This is a genomic window from Bacillus sp. NTK034, from assembly GCF_017303275.1.
Taxonomy (GTDB): domain Bacteria; phylum Bacillota; class Bacilli; order Bacillales; family Cytobacillaceae; genus Cytobacillus.
This window is the reverse complement of sequence record NZ_JAFKOJ010000002.1, coordinates 249,473-264,249: the sequence shown is the minus strand read 5'-3', so window position 1 is coordinate 264,249 and position 14,777 is coordinate 249,473. Positions and strand designations below refer to the sequence as shown.

The window sequence follows — 14,777 nt, the reverse complement described above, 5'->3', positions numbered from 1 at the left end:
CCCTGAAAAATTCATAGAAGTGTCACAGTTACGATAATTTGTTAACAATATAGGTATGATGAAAAATGCTATAATAGTAAACAGCTATGAGGCTAAATTCTTTTTCCATATGTTACATATAACTTGTTAAATGTACGATTTTTGATCTGAAAGGATGCCTTAGGAGGGAAGTTTTTTATGAAAAAGCAGCGTCTGGTAATGAGAACTGTCATATTGCTTGTCCTTGGTGCTGCCGTGGCATATACGCTATACGCTAATTTTACAAAAGACAAGATTCAAAAGGTTGCCGTGGGGGAAAAGGCACCAGATTTTGTTCTGACAGATATGGATGGAAATAAACACCGATTATCAGATTATGAAGGCCAGGGTGTTTTCCTGAACTTTTGGGGAACATGGTGCAAGCCCTGTGAGAAAGAGATGCCATATATGAACAACCAATATAAGCAATTTAAAGATGAGGGTGTTCAGGTTTTGGCTGTCAATGTAGGAGAAACAGATTTGGCAGTTAATAAATTTTCTGAGCGTTACGATTTATCTTTCCCTATTGTCATTGATAAGAATACCCAGGTCCAATCAGCTTACGGGATTAATCCTCTTCCTGCCACTTTCCTTATCGATAAAGATGGTAAGGTTGTCAAGTATATTACAGGAGAGATGACTGAAGATACGATCAAGAACTATATGGAACAGATTAAACCATAGGTTACGGGGAGTTTTATATATGAAAGAAGTAAAGTGCGACTGCGGCCATGTAAACCCCATAGGTACAATACTATGTGAGTCATGCGGCAAGGTATTGGAAGAAAAGGAAAAGGATAAGAAACTTCTGGATATGCGGTATGAGGGAAGTGCACGCCGTTCGCAAACCTATAACAAAACGATAATTGATAAGATATGGAATTTCTTCTCATCTGTTAAGGTTGGAGTCTGGCTGATTGTCATTACGCTGATTGCTTCAGCTCTCGGGACAATTCTGCCTCAGGAAATGTATATTCCGCCGATCATGCCTGCTGAAGAATATTACGAAGATCAATATGGCTGGATAGGCAAATTATACTATGATTTAGGATTTCATAACCTTTATAGCTCATGGTGGTATTTGATTTTGATTGCCTCAATTGGCATTTCGCTTGTGATATGCAGCCTGGATAGGGTAATCCCTTTGTACAGGGCTCTAAAAAAACAGAGGGTAAGCCGTCATGAAAGCTATCTGCTGCGCCAGCGGATTTTTGGGGTGTCTCAGGCAGAAGACAATGACCGGGCATTTACAATGGCAAAAGAAAAATTAAAATCCAAGAAATACAGCATCAGAGAAGAGAATGGAAACATCCTTGCCGAAAAGGGACGTTTTTCAAGATGGGGCCCATACGTTAACCATGTAGGGCTTATCATATTTTTAATCGGAGGTATGCTGCGTTTTGTACCGGGCATGTACGTTGACAAAATACTTTGGATCCGGGAAGGCGAGACAAAGGTCATTCCTGAAACCAATGGAGAATACTACCTTAAAAATGATGGCTTCATCCTTGAAATGTACGATAAAGAGAAAGATAAAGAAGTGTTTGAAGAAGCGATTGATAAGGCAGGGATGGTAGCAAAAAATTATCAGTCCAATGTGACTCTATATAAAAAAAAGGGAGATACAGTTGCAGGGGAAGAGGCTGATCTCGAGAAAGTTAAGGACTTTGAAATTAAGGTAAATAAACCTCTGAAGTTTGAAAAATTTGCATTATACCAAGTAGATTATAAACTTAATGAGCTTAACAAAATGTCCTTTGCCCTGACAAATAAAAAAACGGGTGAAGAATATGGTGATTTAACAGTCGACCTGAACGATCCTCAGGATGTTTATGATCTTGGAAATGGCTATAAAGCGGAGGTTGTCAGTTATTTTCCCGATTTTGAATTTGATGAAAATGGGGAACCGATTACAAAGTCCAGAGTTCCTAATAATCCTGCCTTTGTTTTTAAAATGTTTACTCCGGAAAAGCCAGATGGAGAAATTAGCTTTGTTGCAATCCGGCAGACAATTGAACCTTTTGGCGACAATGAATATAAGATGGCATTTAAAGGCATAGATACTAAAAATGTATCGGCTCTGACTGTCCGAAAAGATTTGACTCTATGGATTATCGCATTGGGCGGTGTTATTTTCATGATAGGTGTTGCGCAAGGGTCTTATTGGAACCATCGTAGAATCTGGCTGCGCCGTGTCAATGGAGAAGTGTGGGTAGCCGGACACACTAATAAAAACTGGCATGGACTTAAAAGGGAAATAGAGGGAGCATTGGACGGAACCGGAATTAAGGTGCCGGAAGACCAGCTTCAAAATCAAAGTGAAAAGAAAGGCTAAGGAGGAATCTGATTGGTTACAATAAGCAGCAATTTACTATACACAGCTTTTATCCTCTATTTAATTGCTACTGTCTTTTTTGCTGGCTCCATAAAGGATAAGAAAAATATAAACAAAGGGCCAAACAAATGGGCAGCAATTGGACTATGGATTACCATTATCGGGTTTGCTGCACAGCTCGGCTACTTTATTACGAGATGGATTGCAGCCGGACATGCGCCTGTCAGCAACTTATTTGAATTTACAACATTCTTTGGAATGTCGCTTGTAGGTGCTTTTATAGTGATTTACTTGATTTATAAAACACCTATTTTAGGAGTCTTTACACTACCTGTTGCTGTGCTTATGATCGCTTATGCAAGCATGTTTCCGCGGGAAGTTTCACCCCTGATTCCGGCTCTGCAGAGTGATTGGCTTCATATCCACGTTACAACAGCAGCAGTTGGACAGGCTATATTAGCTGTAAGCTTTGCTGCAGGTATTATCTATTTAGTAAAATCAGTCGATCAATCTAAGCAAAGCAAACAGAGATTCTGGCTGGAAGCCGTTATGTTTGGCTTGGTTTGTACACTTGGCTTTATTATTATAAGCTCAAGCTTTTCAGCTTCCGGCTACAAGGCCGAATTTAACTGGGTCGATAAGAACGGACAGGAAGCTGTGCTTGAATATCATATGCCTGCTTTAACCGGTCCAAACGAGGGAAAGCTGATTACGGAAGGAAAATTTGAACCACTGGCGGAAATGCCTGCAATTATTAATGCCAAAAAACTAAATACAGTTATATGGTCATTGGCTTCAGGTATCATTCTATATCTTGCTTTAAGATTGATTCTCCGAAAAAGGGTTGGAGCTGCGCTTCAGCCGCTTGCAAAAAATATTAATCTGGATTTGGTTGATGAGATCGGCTACCGTTCAGTATTAATCGGATTTCCGGTATTTACGCTCGGAGCGTTGATTTTTGCCATGATATGGGCACAAATCGCCTGGACCCGTTTCTGGGGATGGGATCCAAAGGAAGTATGGGCGCTTATTACCTTTTTATTTTATGCTGCCTATCTTCACCTTCGCCTTTCAAAGGGCTGGCACGGTGAAAAGTCTGCGTGGCTCGCAGTAATCGGATTTATCATTATCATGTTTAACCTGGTTGCGGTAAACCTGGTCATTGCAGGATTGCACTCCTACGCCGGATCATAACAAGAAAAGCGGAAGCGCCTTGCTCACGAAGGAACGCAGACTAAGAACACCACGTCCTGTGGCAACGTCTGCATGACCCGCATCCTGCGGGCCTCAAGCACAAGACGAGCCTCCGGAAAGGCGTTCTTTGCCTTTTTGGGCGGATTGACCGAAATGTGGAGGCGACTGCCCAGGGACGACAGGCATAAGACGGCTCCTGTAAGAAGGCGTTTTTCCTTCTGAAAGGAAACGGCTTATGACCCCGAGTCCCTAGGAGCCGAAACAAGACAAGCTTGTGACCTCGAGGGGATAGGCGCTGGAGCTAGACAGTTCTCAAAATTCAAAGATAATAATTCTGATATTAAACATACAAGCCTTCACTTCACAATAGTGAGGGCTTTAATTAAAGCTTTATTTATTTAATTGAACGTTAGGGGGATTGAAAAATGGAAAACCAAGTAAAAATCTTACTAGTGGATGATGAAGAGAGAATCCGCCGTTTATTAAAGATGTACCTTGAGCGTGAAAATTATTCGATTGATGAAGCGGAAAATGGAAACCAGGCTTTGTCAAAAGCTTTGGCAAATGATTACGATGTCATTCTTTTGGATTTAATGATGCCTGGCAAAGACGGCATTGAAGTCTGCAGAGAGCTGAGAGAGAAAAAAGCTACCCCCGTAATCATGCTGACAGCAAAAGGGGAAGAAGTTAACCGCGTACAGGGTTTTGAAGTGGGCACTGATGATTACATTGTAAAACCTTTCAGCCCAAGAGAAGTTGTGCTTCGCGTGAAGGCATTATTGCGCAGGTCTTCTAAAACTACCTACCTTCAAACAGAAACAACAGCGAAAGATGTAATCGTTTTTCCTCATCTAACGATTGATAATGATGCTCACAAAGTGCTGGCTGATGGGAAAGAAGTCAGTTTAACGCCTAAGGAATATGAACTTCTTTATTTCCTGGCAAAGGCGCCAGATAAGGTTTTTGACAGGGAACAGCTGCTAAAGGAAGTATGGCACTATGAATTTTTCGGAGATTTAAGAACAGTCGATACTCATGTAAAGCGCTTGCGAGAAAAATTAAATAAAGTTTCTGAGCAGGCTGCCAGAATGATTGTCACTGTTTGGGGAGTGGGCTACAAGTTCGAGGTTATCAATGAATGATGCTCTTTAGGAGTGTTGCAGGTAAGCTATGGGGCACTATTCTTTTATTAGTTTCCTTTGTACTGCTGATTTTAACAGTCATGCTGCTTGAGTTTTTTGAGAATTACCATATAAATGAAACAGAAAAAGGATTATCGAATACAGCCCATAAAATAACCAGAATTTTAAAAGAGCATAATCGTGAAGTCGGTTTGGAGATTTCCTGGGAGCTTGTCGATGATGTTACCAAAGTAGTCATTATTAACTCGCCGAATGAGTACTACTATTCCCCAAACCATACAGGTTCATTAAAACTCCCCATCTCCTACCTCACCGAGGAGGATGATTTAAAAGAAGTTCTCACGGAAGATAAAACTGTAAAAAAAGTAACATCTGTTAATCCTGAGTATTCAGAAGAAGATGCAGATGATGACAGCAAGATTCTTATAATTGGGGTGCCTCTTGAAGGTGACAGCAGCAAAGGGGCCGTCTTTATTTATCAATCCATTGAAGTCATGCATGAAACACTGCGTTCAACGACCAAGTTCATTTTGCTGGCAGCAGGAGTCGCCATCATTTTAACAACCATCTTTGCATTTTTCTTATCGACAAGAATTAATGCTCCGCTCAGAAAAATGAAAGAAGCTGCCTTTGAGGTAGCAAGAGGCAAATTTGATACAAAGGTTCCGATTCTGACTAATGATGAGGTTGGTGAATTAGCCATGGCTTTTAATCAAATGGGCAGACAGCTGAAATTCAATATGAATGCTCTAAGCCAGGAAAAAGAACAGCTGGCAAGCATTCTAAGCGGAATGGCTGATGGGGTAATTACCTTTAACCGGGATGGCACGATCCTGATCACAAATCCTCCTGCGGAGCGGTTTTTGCAAAGCTGGTTTTATGAACTGGATGACATAGAGAATAATACAGAGGAAGTGCCATCCAAAGTAATGGAGCTTTTCCAGCTTGCTGTAAATACCGAAAAGGAGCAAATTGGTGAAATCTCTATACAGGGACGTTCCTGGGTGATCATCGTCAGCCCTCTTTATAACAATAAATATATAAGAGGAGCGGTTGCGGTTATCCGGGATATGACGGAGGAGCGTAAGCTTGATAAGCTCCGCAACGATTTTATAGCGAATGTTTCTCATGAATTAAGGACGCCCATTTCTATGATGCAGGGGTATAGTGAAGCGATCGTCGATGATATTGCCGGAACGGACGAAGAGAAAAAAGAAATGGCAAGTGTCATTTATGATGAATCCCTGAGAATGGGCCGGCTTGTGAATGAATTGCTGGATCTTGCCAGAATGGAAGCTGGACATATTCAGCTGACAATGGAAGAAACTGAAGTGAATTCCTATCTGCAAAGAATTATAAGGAAGTTTCAGGGGCTGGCAAAAGAGAAGGAAATTAGTCTGGAAAATGATCTGCAAAGCAAGGGTGTCCCTATTCAATTTGATCCGGACAGAATTGAACAGGTCATGACCAATCTGATTGATAATGCCATCCGGCATACCCCTCAGAATGGAGAGGTAAAAGTGATCGAAAGAAGTGATGAACGGGGACTGTTTATTGAAGTGAAGGATTCTGGCTCGGGGATTCCCGAAGAAGACCTGCCGTTTGTATTTGAACGCTTTTACAAAGCGGACAAAGCAAGAACGAGGGGCCGATCTGGAACAGGTCTAGGCCTTGCAATTGCAAAAAATATAATTGAAGCTCATAAAGGTCATATTACCGTTCAAAGCAAGACCGGACATGGTACGACATTTTCAATTTTTATTCCTCGAAATGAAGGATAAAGGCGAGAAATGTGACGATTGTTCTTGATACACGGGAAACAATTAATAATAAGCTTAGGGAAGGAGATGCATGAAATTTCCTTCCCCTTTTTTTTGAAAGGTATTTCTATGCATTAGGCCGGGGTTTCTGCAGGAAAGGGAGTAATCCTGCACTTAAACAGGCTCTTGCGCTTTTCTGCGAAATAATAATATAGTTAAACTGTAACTTTTTTTAGAGAGAGAACGACTATTTTATTGAACGGGGAGGGGAATCCATGGACTCCGTTTTTGATGAACTTTATAAAAAATACCATCATGACGTTTTTCAATTTCTTTTTTATATGGTCAAAAACAAGGAACTGGCTGAGGATTTAGTCCAGGAAGTCTATATAAGAGTATTAAAATCATATGAAAGGTTTGAAGGAAAAAGCAGCGAAAAAACATGGCTCTTTTCAATTGCGCGGAATGTTGCCATAGATTCCTTTCGCAAACAAAAGGGCTGGAAGCAAAGGATTATGGAGAAATTTGACTGGTCAACTCAGCAGGTAAAGGATGAGCTCCCCCTGCCTGAAGAAATTGCCTTGCAAAGAGAAGAAATTCAGCTGATCTATCGCTGTCTGGATTTATGCACTATTGACCAGAGGCTTGTCATAATTATGAGATATATACATGAACTCAGCATTACTGAAACAGCTGATTCACTAGGCTGGACCGAAAGCAAGGTTAAAACAACCCAGCATCGTGCTTTAAAGGTGCTTAAAAAGCATATGGAAGATTTTAAGGTGAAGGAGGGAATGGATAATGAAGGAATCAAAGTGGAGCGATGAGCAGCTTAAGGAATTGCTGAGCCAGATGCCTAAAATTAAAGATGATCGTGATCCGAGAGACATTTATCAAGCCATCGAAATGAAGATGGGAAAGCAAAAAAGCAGAACATGGATCCTGCCATCTATCGCAGCGGCTGCTGCCTTGCTCCTGCTTTTTATTCTCGTCCCAAACCTTATGAGCTGGCAGGAGTCTGCAGATAAGCAGGTCGAATTGAAAGCGGACCGATCAACCTCATCTGAACAAATAACCAATGAAAATAACACTATTCTGGAAGCGAAAGAGGAAGACTCTGAATTAATTGCCCAAGAGAAAGGCTCAGAAGAACTGGACCAGGCAGAGCTGTCAAATGAGCCGGAAGCGGAAGCGAAATTAAATGATGAGATAAACAAGAAGACAGTTGCATCAGAATCAAGCCCTACTGCCGTTTATGAAGAAGATTTGGCAGGGAAAGAGGTACTGACTTATGCGATTCCGGATAAGGATGCGCAAAATATTGTACCCGTCAGTGTTTTAATTGATGAAGACCCTGCCAGGACGAAATTTGAACAATTTGAAGACACGATGAGCAGGCTTACCGAAGATGAATGGGGTTTAGATGATTACTATCCTCTGAAAGCAAATTTCACCTATGATCAGGAAAATAAAATGTTAACTGTTGATGTGCCAGCGGATCATCCATATAGTATGTCTTCCGCGACAGAATTACTTTTAGAGAAGGTCTTGTCCAATATAATGAATAATCTTGATATAGAAAAGATTAACCTCATGACTGAAGGGGAAATCGGCGTTGAATTTAGCCATTATGGAAATAGAGAGGAATTTATCCCGGAAAATAGCAATGGTAACTTAATTTATTATTTCTTATATCCAAATGGCGCAGAATCAACACCATTCCTGGTCCCGCTTAGACAACAGCTCAACTCTATAAAAGATGCTCTAACAGCCATGAAGGAAGACCGGACTGAAAATAATTTGCAGGCATCCATACCAAAAGACATTGATTTTGAAACAGAAGAAATACAGGATGGCAAACTCTTAATCCGTTTTCATAATGAATCAGAAATAATTGATGATGAATCAACACTTCATGCGATTGAAGCAATACTTCTTACGGCAAAAGATTTTAATTTTGATACAGTTAAATTGGAAAATGCAGATGTTGATAAAATCGGCAAGTTTGACCTTACTGAAGAATTAAAGGTACCAGTAGCAGCTAATAAACGAGATTTGCCAAATTAGAGAGGGCGGCCCATGTGGCTGCCTTTCTTTTTTTGAATAAAAATCCCTCAGGACTGCATAAAAACCATGCTGCTGGAAGTATACTAATAACTGTGCTTTTAAGAGCTTTATGTTAATTGTTCTAAAAGAGTACAAGCTGTCATAGGGTGAAAGAGAGTGTGGACAGTGGCAGGCACTCGTACGGATATTTCAGCTGACAACATAGGAGGAAAAGGATGAAGGATTACATAAGGCGTTTCTTTATCGCAGGAATAATGGCTCTTTGTGTGAGTCTGTTATTTTTGGGAGGGAAGCATTCTAAAGCTGCGGAGCCAAAAATTCCGGAAATGACAAAGCATTGGGTATGGCCTGCAGATGGTGTAATTACAGACACGTTTGGGACAAGGAAAGGGCATCATAAAGGCATCGATATAGCTGGGGATTCCGGGAATCCAGTTTATGCTGTTGACACAGGAATTGTGTCCAGGTCTTATTATTCCCAAACATACGGAAATGTGATATTCATTAAACATAACAACCAAACTGAAACAGTGTACGCCCATCTGGAAAAACGTTTTTCTGCCGAAGGAGAAAATGTTGAGCAGGGACAGAAAATCGGACTGATGGGAAGCACGGGTGACTCGTCAGGTGTGCATCTCCATTTTGAAATACATACGCATGCATGGACAGCTGATAAAATAAATGCAGTTGATCCCTCTGTTGCATTTGGAATGGGAGTAGTTGGACAAGCTGTAAATGCTGTGATTAAAGAGGAAAATGCGCGTGAAGTTTCAGCACGGCCGTCTAATGTTGAATCAGGGAAAATAAAAAATGATTCCGTGGAAACTTACCATATAGTTAAAACAGGGGAAACATTGTGGTCTATTGCTGCACACTATAATCTAAATGCTGGGGATATTGCGGTTTTAAATAATATTAATCCTGATCACATTTTTTTAGGTCAAAAGCTATTGATAAAACCCGAGAAATATACAGAATACACTGTTAAACAAGGAGATACTCTATCTTCTATTGCGAAATTTCATGATACAACTGCAGAAGCAATCAAAGACTTAAATAATGCTGATTCAGATGTAATAAAAATTGGACAAATTCTAATCATTCGCAAAAAATAGAATAGAAATGATTGCACCGCTTTACTCCCTTAAAGTATAATGGGTAAAAAACTGGGGGAGTTTGAAAAATGCTTACAGACTATCATAATCATCTCGAAAATGGCACGTTGAGCCTGGATTACTTAAAAAAATTCACAGATGCTGCAGTTCAGAAAGGGATTGAATCTTTTGGAATTTCAGAGCATGCATATCATTTCTACCAGACAGCAGACATCCTGCAGAATCCATGGGTAAACGAGAGGCGTTTTTATGATATGAAAGACTATGTGAATGTTTTTCATGAAGCTTGGAGCAATGACATAGATGTGAAGATGTCGATCGAAATGGACTACACACCAGGCAAACATGGTGAAATGGAGAAGTTTATCAATAGTTATTCGTTTGACTATGTAATCGGATCCATTCATTGGGTTGGAGATTTCGGTATAGACCTGGCTGAATTTAGAAAAGAATGGGATAAACGGGATCTATATGAAGTATATCGAAAATATTTTGATCAGGTGGTTACTCTGGCTCAGTCAAATTTATTCGATATTGTTGGCCATTTAGACCTCGTGAAAATTTTTAAATATGTTCCACAGGACGAAGAATTTTTGCTGGAGCAATATGATCGTGCAGCCAATGCGCTGGCAGAATCCAAGACATGTGTTGAAATTAGCACGGCTGGTCTGAGAAAACCAGTGGGGGAACTATACCCGGACAAACGTCTTCTTCAGAAATGCCATGAAAAAAATATCCCGATTGTTTTATCGTCTGATGCGCACTTTCCTGAACATGTAGGTGCAGATTTTGAAAAGGCAATTGACCTTGCAAAAGAAGTGGGGTATCAGTCCATCATGACCTTCTCAAAAGGAGAAAGAAAGGAATATCCGCTTGGATAATATATAAAGGATGGCTTATTGCCGTCTTTTTTTGTTATATCTAAAAAAACTGAAAGGGTTTTGGCATGGATCTAAACCTGACAGGTGAACATATCCCTTCACAGAATAACTTTTTTTCAGTATAATGAATCTGTATAAATAATACGGTCTATCTTCGGGGCAGGGTGAAATTCCCGACCGGCGGTGATGGGTCAATATTGACTCTAAGCCCGCGAGCCTTAGAGCAGAGTTTTTGAATAAAAAGCTCTGGAGTTTATTTGGGCAGGATTTGGTGCAATTCCAAAGCCGACAGTACAGTCTGGATGGGAGAAGATGGAGGTTCTGCAGACGTTCAAAAAATGCAGGTTTTGAACGTTATTAAGCGTGCCTTTGCAACTATCCCTCAAGTTATATTAGCTTGAGGGTTATTTATTGCGAAGACTATTGCTTAGCTGAACCTTTCTTCTTTAGGAGAGATAGTCCTAAAAAGGAGAGAGGAACTTGAAAAAACTTAATATCAAATCTATGGTTGCTATTGGAATGCTAAGCAGCATCTCTTACGTATTAATGCTGCTCAATTTCCCAATCCCGCCGTTTCCGCAATTTCTGATGATTGACTTCAGCGATATTCCTGCATTAATCGCAGCGTTAATCTTTGGTCCAGCAGCAGGGATCTTAGTGGAACTTATTAAGAATATTCTTGATTACTTCATGACAGGGAGTGCAACAGGTGTTCCTGTTGGGCATATTGCAAACTTTGCCGCAGGCATTTTGTTCGTCCTGCCGACCTATTATGTGTACAGCAAGCTGAAAACAAAAAAGGGCATGACGTTTGGGCTTGTAATCGGCACAATGGTTATGGCTGTCATTATGAGTGTGCTGAATTACCTTGTAATTCTGCCGGCATATACATTCTTCCTTAACTTCCCTGCAATGTCAGCGCCTGAAATGAGAACAATGATTGTGACAGGGATTTTGCCATTCAACATTTTAAAAGGTTTGATCATTTCATTTGTTTTCATGCTTATTTTTACACGCATGAGAACTTGGGTGGAAAAGCAGGCTGTTATTAAAAGCGCAGCTTAATACTATATAAGTTTATAGCAGCGGCAAATGTGCCGCTGCTTTTCTGTTCATGCATGCAATGTTAACAAAAAAACTCCCTTTCATGATGAAAGGGAGCAGCAGCTTAACAAAGGTTAGAGTATGGTTGAGGATTATTCGTATTTAAGCGGGTCGCCATCAAAAGCATCATCAGCTACTTTGATTGAATCGGTCGGGCAGCCTTCGAATGCATCCATCATATCATCAACTAATACATCAGGAATTTCAACGATACCCTGGTTATCATCAAGGGTAACGAAAGCGATGCCTTCATCATCATAATCATAAATGTCCGGTGCAGCTGCGCCGCAAGCTCCACATGCAATGCATGTTTCTTTGTCAACAATTGTATACTTTGCCATGAAAAAACCTCCCAAGATTTAAACAATTAATCGTCCATCAAAATGATGGTAACACATTCCTCACATCTATTGTAAAACTGAATGTTCAACTTTTCAATAGAAAATGTATTGAGAATGCTTATCACACAAGGGTTTAGGCATAATTTACCCTATGAAAAAATAATTAAAACGGCCTGCCGATTTCTTTCATGATAAAATGGAAGAAGGAGAACAAGCTTATGAAAACAAGATTAAAATCTTTGGCCGTAAGGTGAAAAAAATGGATAGAACTTATTTGAAAACTGTAATCATGTACTGTGTTAAAGAATTACAGGGACAAAGGACTATATACTCTATTTTACATTTGCTCAATGGAAAAAAAACTTCCCAAACCATTCAAGATGCTCATTTATTTCAGCTGACCCAGCTTTTTCGAACATTTGGAAGTTTAAGCCGGGATGCTCTGGATCATCTTTCACAAGAGATTGAAAGCAGAAGCTGGATGACTGCAGCTGATGAAAAGCATTACATTTTGACTGCAGAGGGCAAGGAAGAGCTGGAAAGGTCTCTTTTAGAATGTCCAATACCGTCTTCATTAAACGGATGGCTGTATCATAGTGCAGCTGACCTGTTTTGGGAGAGGATTACTCTTTTAATTCAGGTTATATCACATTTAAATAATGACAATGTAAAATACCTTCCAATTCAAAGAAAAAGAGATGTTCATGAATGGCTGAAATATTTTTTGAGAACATCTGGATTCGCCCGCAATGAAATAGGAAGTGTGCTGAACAGGGAACTCTGCCAATGCCTCGAAAGGCTAAGGGATATTAATCCTGCTGTGCTGACTTTGAGGCTGTCAGGCTATAACCGTATTGGCCTCACTGCTGTTCAGGCTTCAGAACACCTGGGAATCAGTCAGGATTATTACCACCATCAGTTCCTCGGAGCCATTCATCATATTCTTGCTAGCGTAAGAGAAAATGCTGCCGGATATCCGCTTATCGATAAATTAGTGTGCGGGGCAGGAAATGAAGTTCAGCTAACGTTGTCGGCCCAAAAAACATACACATTGCTAAAACAGGGACTGGATTTGGATGTTATAGCGAAAACGAGAAAATTGAAAAAAAGTACAATTGAGGATCATGTGGTGGAGGTAGCTCTGAATGACAGCGGCTTTAATATCACACGGTATGTATCGGAGAGGAAACAGAAATTGATTCTTCAAGCAGCAAACAGTGCTGCCTCATTACAACTAAAGCAAATACGTCAAATGGTGCCGGAATCCGATTATTTTGAAATCAGATTAGTCATGGCAAAGCTTGGAGAGGGACAATGAAATTAGAAGCGTTATTGCAGAGCAAATTTGGCTATCCTTCCTTCAGACTTGGACAAAAGGAGATCATTGAATCAGTACTTTCAGGGAGAAATACTGTTGCCATGCTGCCAACAGGTACAGGGAAATCCCTCTGTTATCAGCTGCCGGGATATATGGTTGAAGGCCAGGTGATTATTATATCTCCCTTGCTGTCTCTTATGCAGGATCAGGCTGAACAGCTTATGATAAATGGGGAAAAACAGGTAATTGCATTCAATTCTTTTTTATCCCGCTCAGAAAAAAAACAGGCATTGATTCATTTGAATCAATATAAGTTTATCTTTATTTCACCCGAAATGCTTTATTATGAGTCAGTACTTTCTCAGCTGAAGAAATTGCGGATTGCTTTATTTGTTGTGGATGAAGCTCATTGTATCTCCCAATGGGGATATGATTTCAGGCCAGATTATTTAAAGCTTGGCGAAGTCAGAAAAATTATAGGGAACCCGGTTACACTGGCTTTAACTGCTACAGCTACCCCTGAAGTAAAAGCAGATATAAAAAAGTCACTTGGCATACTGGAATGCAGCGAGTTTATTTACTCCGTTGACCGTCCTAATATTGCACTATCTGTAGAAAAGTTAGAGAATTTCCGTGCAAAAACAGAGAGACTTGAGGAGCTTGCTGAAATCCTTGAGGGCCCTGGAATTATTTATTTCTCCAGCAAAAAAATGGCGGAACAGACAGCTGATCTGCTTAGGGACAAGGGACTCAGAAGAGTGATGGCTTACCATGGGGGAATGGACCAGGAAAGCCGTATCCTTGTGCAGCAGCAATTTATTCATGGACAGCTCGATCTTATTTGTGCTACAAGCGCCTTTGGCATGGGGATTAACAAAGATAATATCAGGTATGTAATACACTTTCATATGCCTCTTCAGATGGAATCCTACCTGCAGGAAATTGGGCGGGCTGGGAGGGATGGAAATCAAAGTATTGCCATCATGCTCTATGCACCGGGTGACGAGCAGCTTCCTATACAGCTTGCAGAAAGTGAATTACCTGACAAAGCTCAAATTGATTGGATTAGGGAATGGCTAGAAGAAAACCCAAATGCGATCCTGAATATCGGTGCATTTGAAGAGACAATTAAGCAGCGTTCAGGTTTAACCGATGTTCAGTGGAGAATATTTAATGACTTTTTTGAGCGGAAAAGCAAAACTGGACTCGATTACAGAAGGATTCTGCAGGAGATGAAGGGTTATTATGAAGGCAGGATCAAATTGAAAAGGGATAGCATTGAGGAAGTATATAAGTGGATACACAAGAAGACATGCCGGAGAGAGAATATACTTTCCTATTTTGATGAGGAAAAAAATTCCTCAGTCCCATTCTGCTGTGATATATGTGGTTTGCGATTTGAAAAATTCACAAGAAATACAAATTCAGATAATCAGGAAAACCCGCTTTATGATTGGAAAAATCATTTAGAATACCTCCTGATTCCAAGTGAGTGAATTAAA

The 14,777-nt window shown here is 40.3% G+C and carries 13 protein-coding genes and 1 riboswitch; of the genes, 12 read left to right on the top strand and 1 reads right to left on the bottom strand.

Annotated features, from left to right (window positions below):
- Positions 1-177 precede the first annotated feature (177 nt).
- The 10 genes from resA (at position 178) to JI665_RS07415 (ending at position 11,577) form a co-directional block, all read left to right on the top strand.
- Entirely contained in the window at positions 178-702 is a 525-nt protein-coding gene (gene resA / locus JI665_RS07460; RefSeq protein WP_009332804.1) for a thiol-disulfide oxidoreductase ResA, read from the top strand.
- Between the two features lie 19 nt (positions 703-721).
- Positions 722-2,353, top strand: a complete 1,632-nt coding sequence (gene resB, locus JI665_RS07455) for a cytochrome c biogenesis protein ResB (protein ID WP_206838294.1) — start codon at positions 722-724, stop codon at positions 2,351-2,353.
- Between the two features lie 12 nt (positions 2,354-2,365).
- Positions 2,366-3,547 (top strand): c-type cytochrome biogenesis protein CcsB, encoded by a 1,182-nt coding sequence (gene ccsB, locus JI665_RS07450; protein ID WP_206838292.1) that lies wholly within the window; start codon positions 2,366-2,368, stop codon positions 3,545-3,547.
- 425 nt (positions 3,548-3,972) lie between these two features.
- Positions 3,973-4,689 carry a response regulator transcription factor gene (locus JI665_RS07445; RefSeq protein ID WP_019380359.1) on the top strand — a complete coding sequence of 239 codons (717 nt, stop codon included), beginning with the start codon at positions 3,973-3,975 and terminating at the stop codon, positions 4,687-4,689.
- Positions 4,686-6,470 carry an ATP-binding protein gene (locus JI665_RS07440; protein WP_206838290.1) on the top strand — a complete coding sequence of 595 codons (1,785 nt, stop codon included), beginning with the start codon at positions 4,686-4,688 and terminating at the stop codon, positions 6,468-6,470. The genes JI665_RS07445 and JI665_RS07440 overlap by 4 nt, the downstream gene beginning before the upstream one ends.
- Before the next feature lie 254 nt (positions 6,471-6,724).
- Positions 6,725-7,276: an RNA polymerase sigma factor SigX gene (sigX, locus tag JI665_RS07435; RefSeq protein WP_206838287.1), complete on the top strand. Its 552-nt coding sequence runs from the start codon at positions 6,725-6,727 to the stop codon at positions 7,274-7,276.
- Entirely contained in the window at positions 7,251-8,516 is a 1,266-nt protein-coding gene (locus tag JI665_RS07430) for a hypothetical protein (RefSeq protein WP_206838285.1), read from the top strand. The genes sigX and JI665_RS07430 overlap by 26 nt, the downstream gene beginning before the upstream one ends.
- 215 nt (positions 8,517-8,731) lie before the next feature.
- Complete coding sequence (locus JI665_RS07425; RefSeq protein WP_206838282.1) at positions 8,732-9,631, top strand: M23 family metallopeptidase; 900 nt, start codon at positions 8,732-8,734, stop codon at positions 9,629-9,631.
- 68 nt (positions 9,632-9,699) lie between these two features.
- Positions 9,700-10,512, top strand: coding sequence for a histidinol-phosphatase (locus JI665_RS07420; RefSeq protein ID WP_206838279.1), 813 nt, complete (start codon positions 9,700-9,702; stop codon positions 10,510-10,512).
- 146 nt (positions 10,513-10,658) lie between these two features.
- Positions 10,659-10,830: riboswitch (FMN riboswitch) on the top strand.
- A 162-nt stretch (positions 10,831-10,992) separates the two neighbouring features.
- Positions 10,993-11,577: an ECF transporter S component gene (locus tag JI665_RS07415; protein WP_206838277.1), complete on the top strand. Its 585-nt coding sequence runs from the start codon at positions 10,993-10,995 to the stop codon at positions 11,575-11,577.
- A gap of 131 nt (positions 11,578-11,708) precedes the next feature.
- Here the strand turns inward: JI665_RS07415 and JI665_RS07410 are convergent, their stop codons facing one another.
- Positions 11,709-11,957 carry a ferredoxin gene (locus tag JI665_RS07410; protein WP_009332793.1) on the bottom strand — a complete coding sequence of 83 codons (249 nt, stop codon included), beginning with the start codon at positions 11,955-11,957 and terminating at the stop codon, positions 11,709-11,711.
- Positions 11,958-12,216: 259 nt separating this feature from the next.
- Here JI665_RS07410 and JI665_RS07405 point away from each other — a divergent pair, with 259 nt between their 5' ends.
- Both JI665_RS07405 and JI665_RS07400 read left to right on the top strand, forming a co-directional pair.
- Positions 12,217-13,275 (top strand): helix-turn-helix domain-containing protein, encoded by a 1,059-nt coding sequence (locus JI665_RS07405; protein WP_206838276.1) that lies wholly within the window; start codon positions 12,217-12,219, stop codon positions 13,273-13,275.
- The gene (locus JI665_RS07400; protein ID WP_206838273.1) at positions 13,272-14,771 is read left to right on the top strand and encodes a RecQ family ATP-dependent DNA helicase; all 1,500 of its coding nucleotides are present in this window, start codon (positions 13,272-13,274) and stop codon (positions 14,769-14,771) included. The genes JI665_RS07405 and JI665_RS07400 overlap by 4 nt, the downstream gene beginning before the upstream one ends.
- Positions 14,772-14,777: the final 6 nt, after the last annotated feature.

What these genes read in the sequence shown, in the direction of transcription:
- JI665_RS07440 (WP_206838290.1), top strand. Translation starts at nt 4,686, where the DNA reads ATGATGCTCTTTAGGAGTGTTGCAGGTAAGCTATGGGGCACTATTCTT.
- JI665_RS07400 (WP_206838273.1), top strand. Translation starts at nt 13,272, where the DNA reads ATGAAATTAGAAGCGTTATTGCAGAGCAAATTTGGCTATCCTTCCTTC.
- resA (WP_009332804.1), top strand. Translation starts at nt 178, where the DNA reads ATGAAAAAGCAGCGTCTGGTAATGAGAACTGTCATATTGCTTGTCCTT.
- JI665_RS07430 (WP_206838285.1), top strand. Translation starts at nt 7,251, where the DNA reads ATGAAGGAATCAAAGTGGAGCGATGAGCAGCTTAAGGAATTGCTGAGC.
- JI665_RS07420 (WP_206838279.1), top strand. Translation starts at nt 9,700, where the DNA reads ATGCTTACAGACTATCATAATCATCTCGAAAATGGCACGTTGAGCCTG.
- sigX (WP_206838287.1), top strand. Translation starts at nt 6,725, where the DNA reads ATGGACTCCGTTTTTGATGAACTTTATAAAAAATACCATCATGACGTT.
- JI665_RS07410 (WP_009332793.1), bottom strand. Translation starts at nt 11,957, where the DNA reads ATGGCAAAGTATACAATTGTTGACAAAGAAACATGCATTGCATGTGGA.
- resB (WP_206838294.1), top strand. Translation starts at nt 722, where the DNA reads ATGAAAGAAGTAAAGTGCGACTGCGGCCATGTAAACCCCATAGGTACA.
- JI665_RS07425 (WP_206838282.1), top strand. Translation starts at nt 8,732, where the DNA reads ATGAAGGATTACATAAGGCGTTTCTTTATCGCAGGAATAATGGCTCTT.
- JI665_RS07405 (WP_206838276.1), top strand. Translation starts at nt 12,217, where the DNA reads ATGGATAGAACTTATTTGAAAACTGTAATCATGTACTGTGTTAAAGAA.
- JI665_RS07445 (WP_019380359.1), top strand. Translation starts at nt 3,973, where the DNA reads ATGGAAAACCAAGTAAAAATCTTACTAGTGGATGATGAAGAGAGAATC.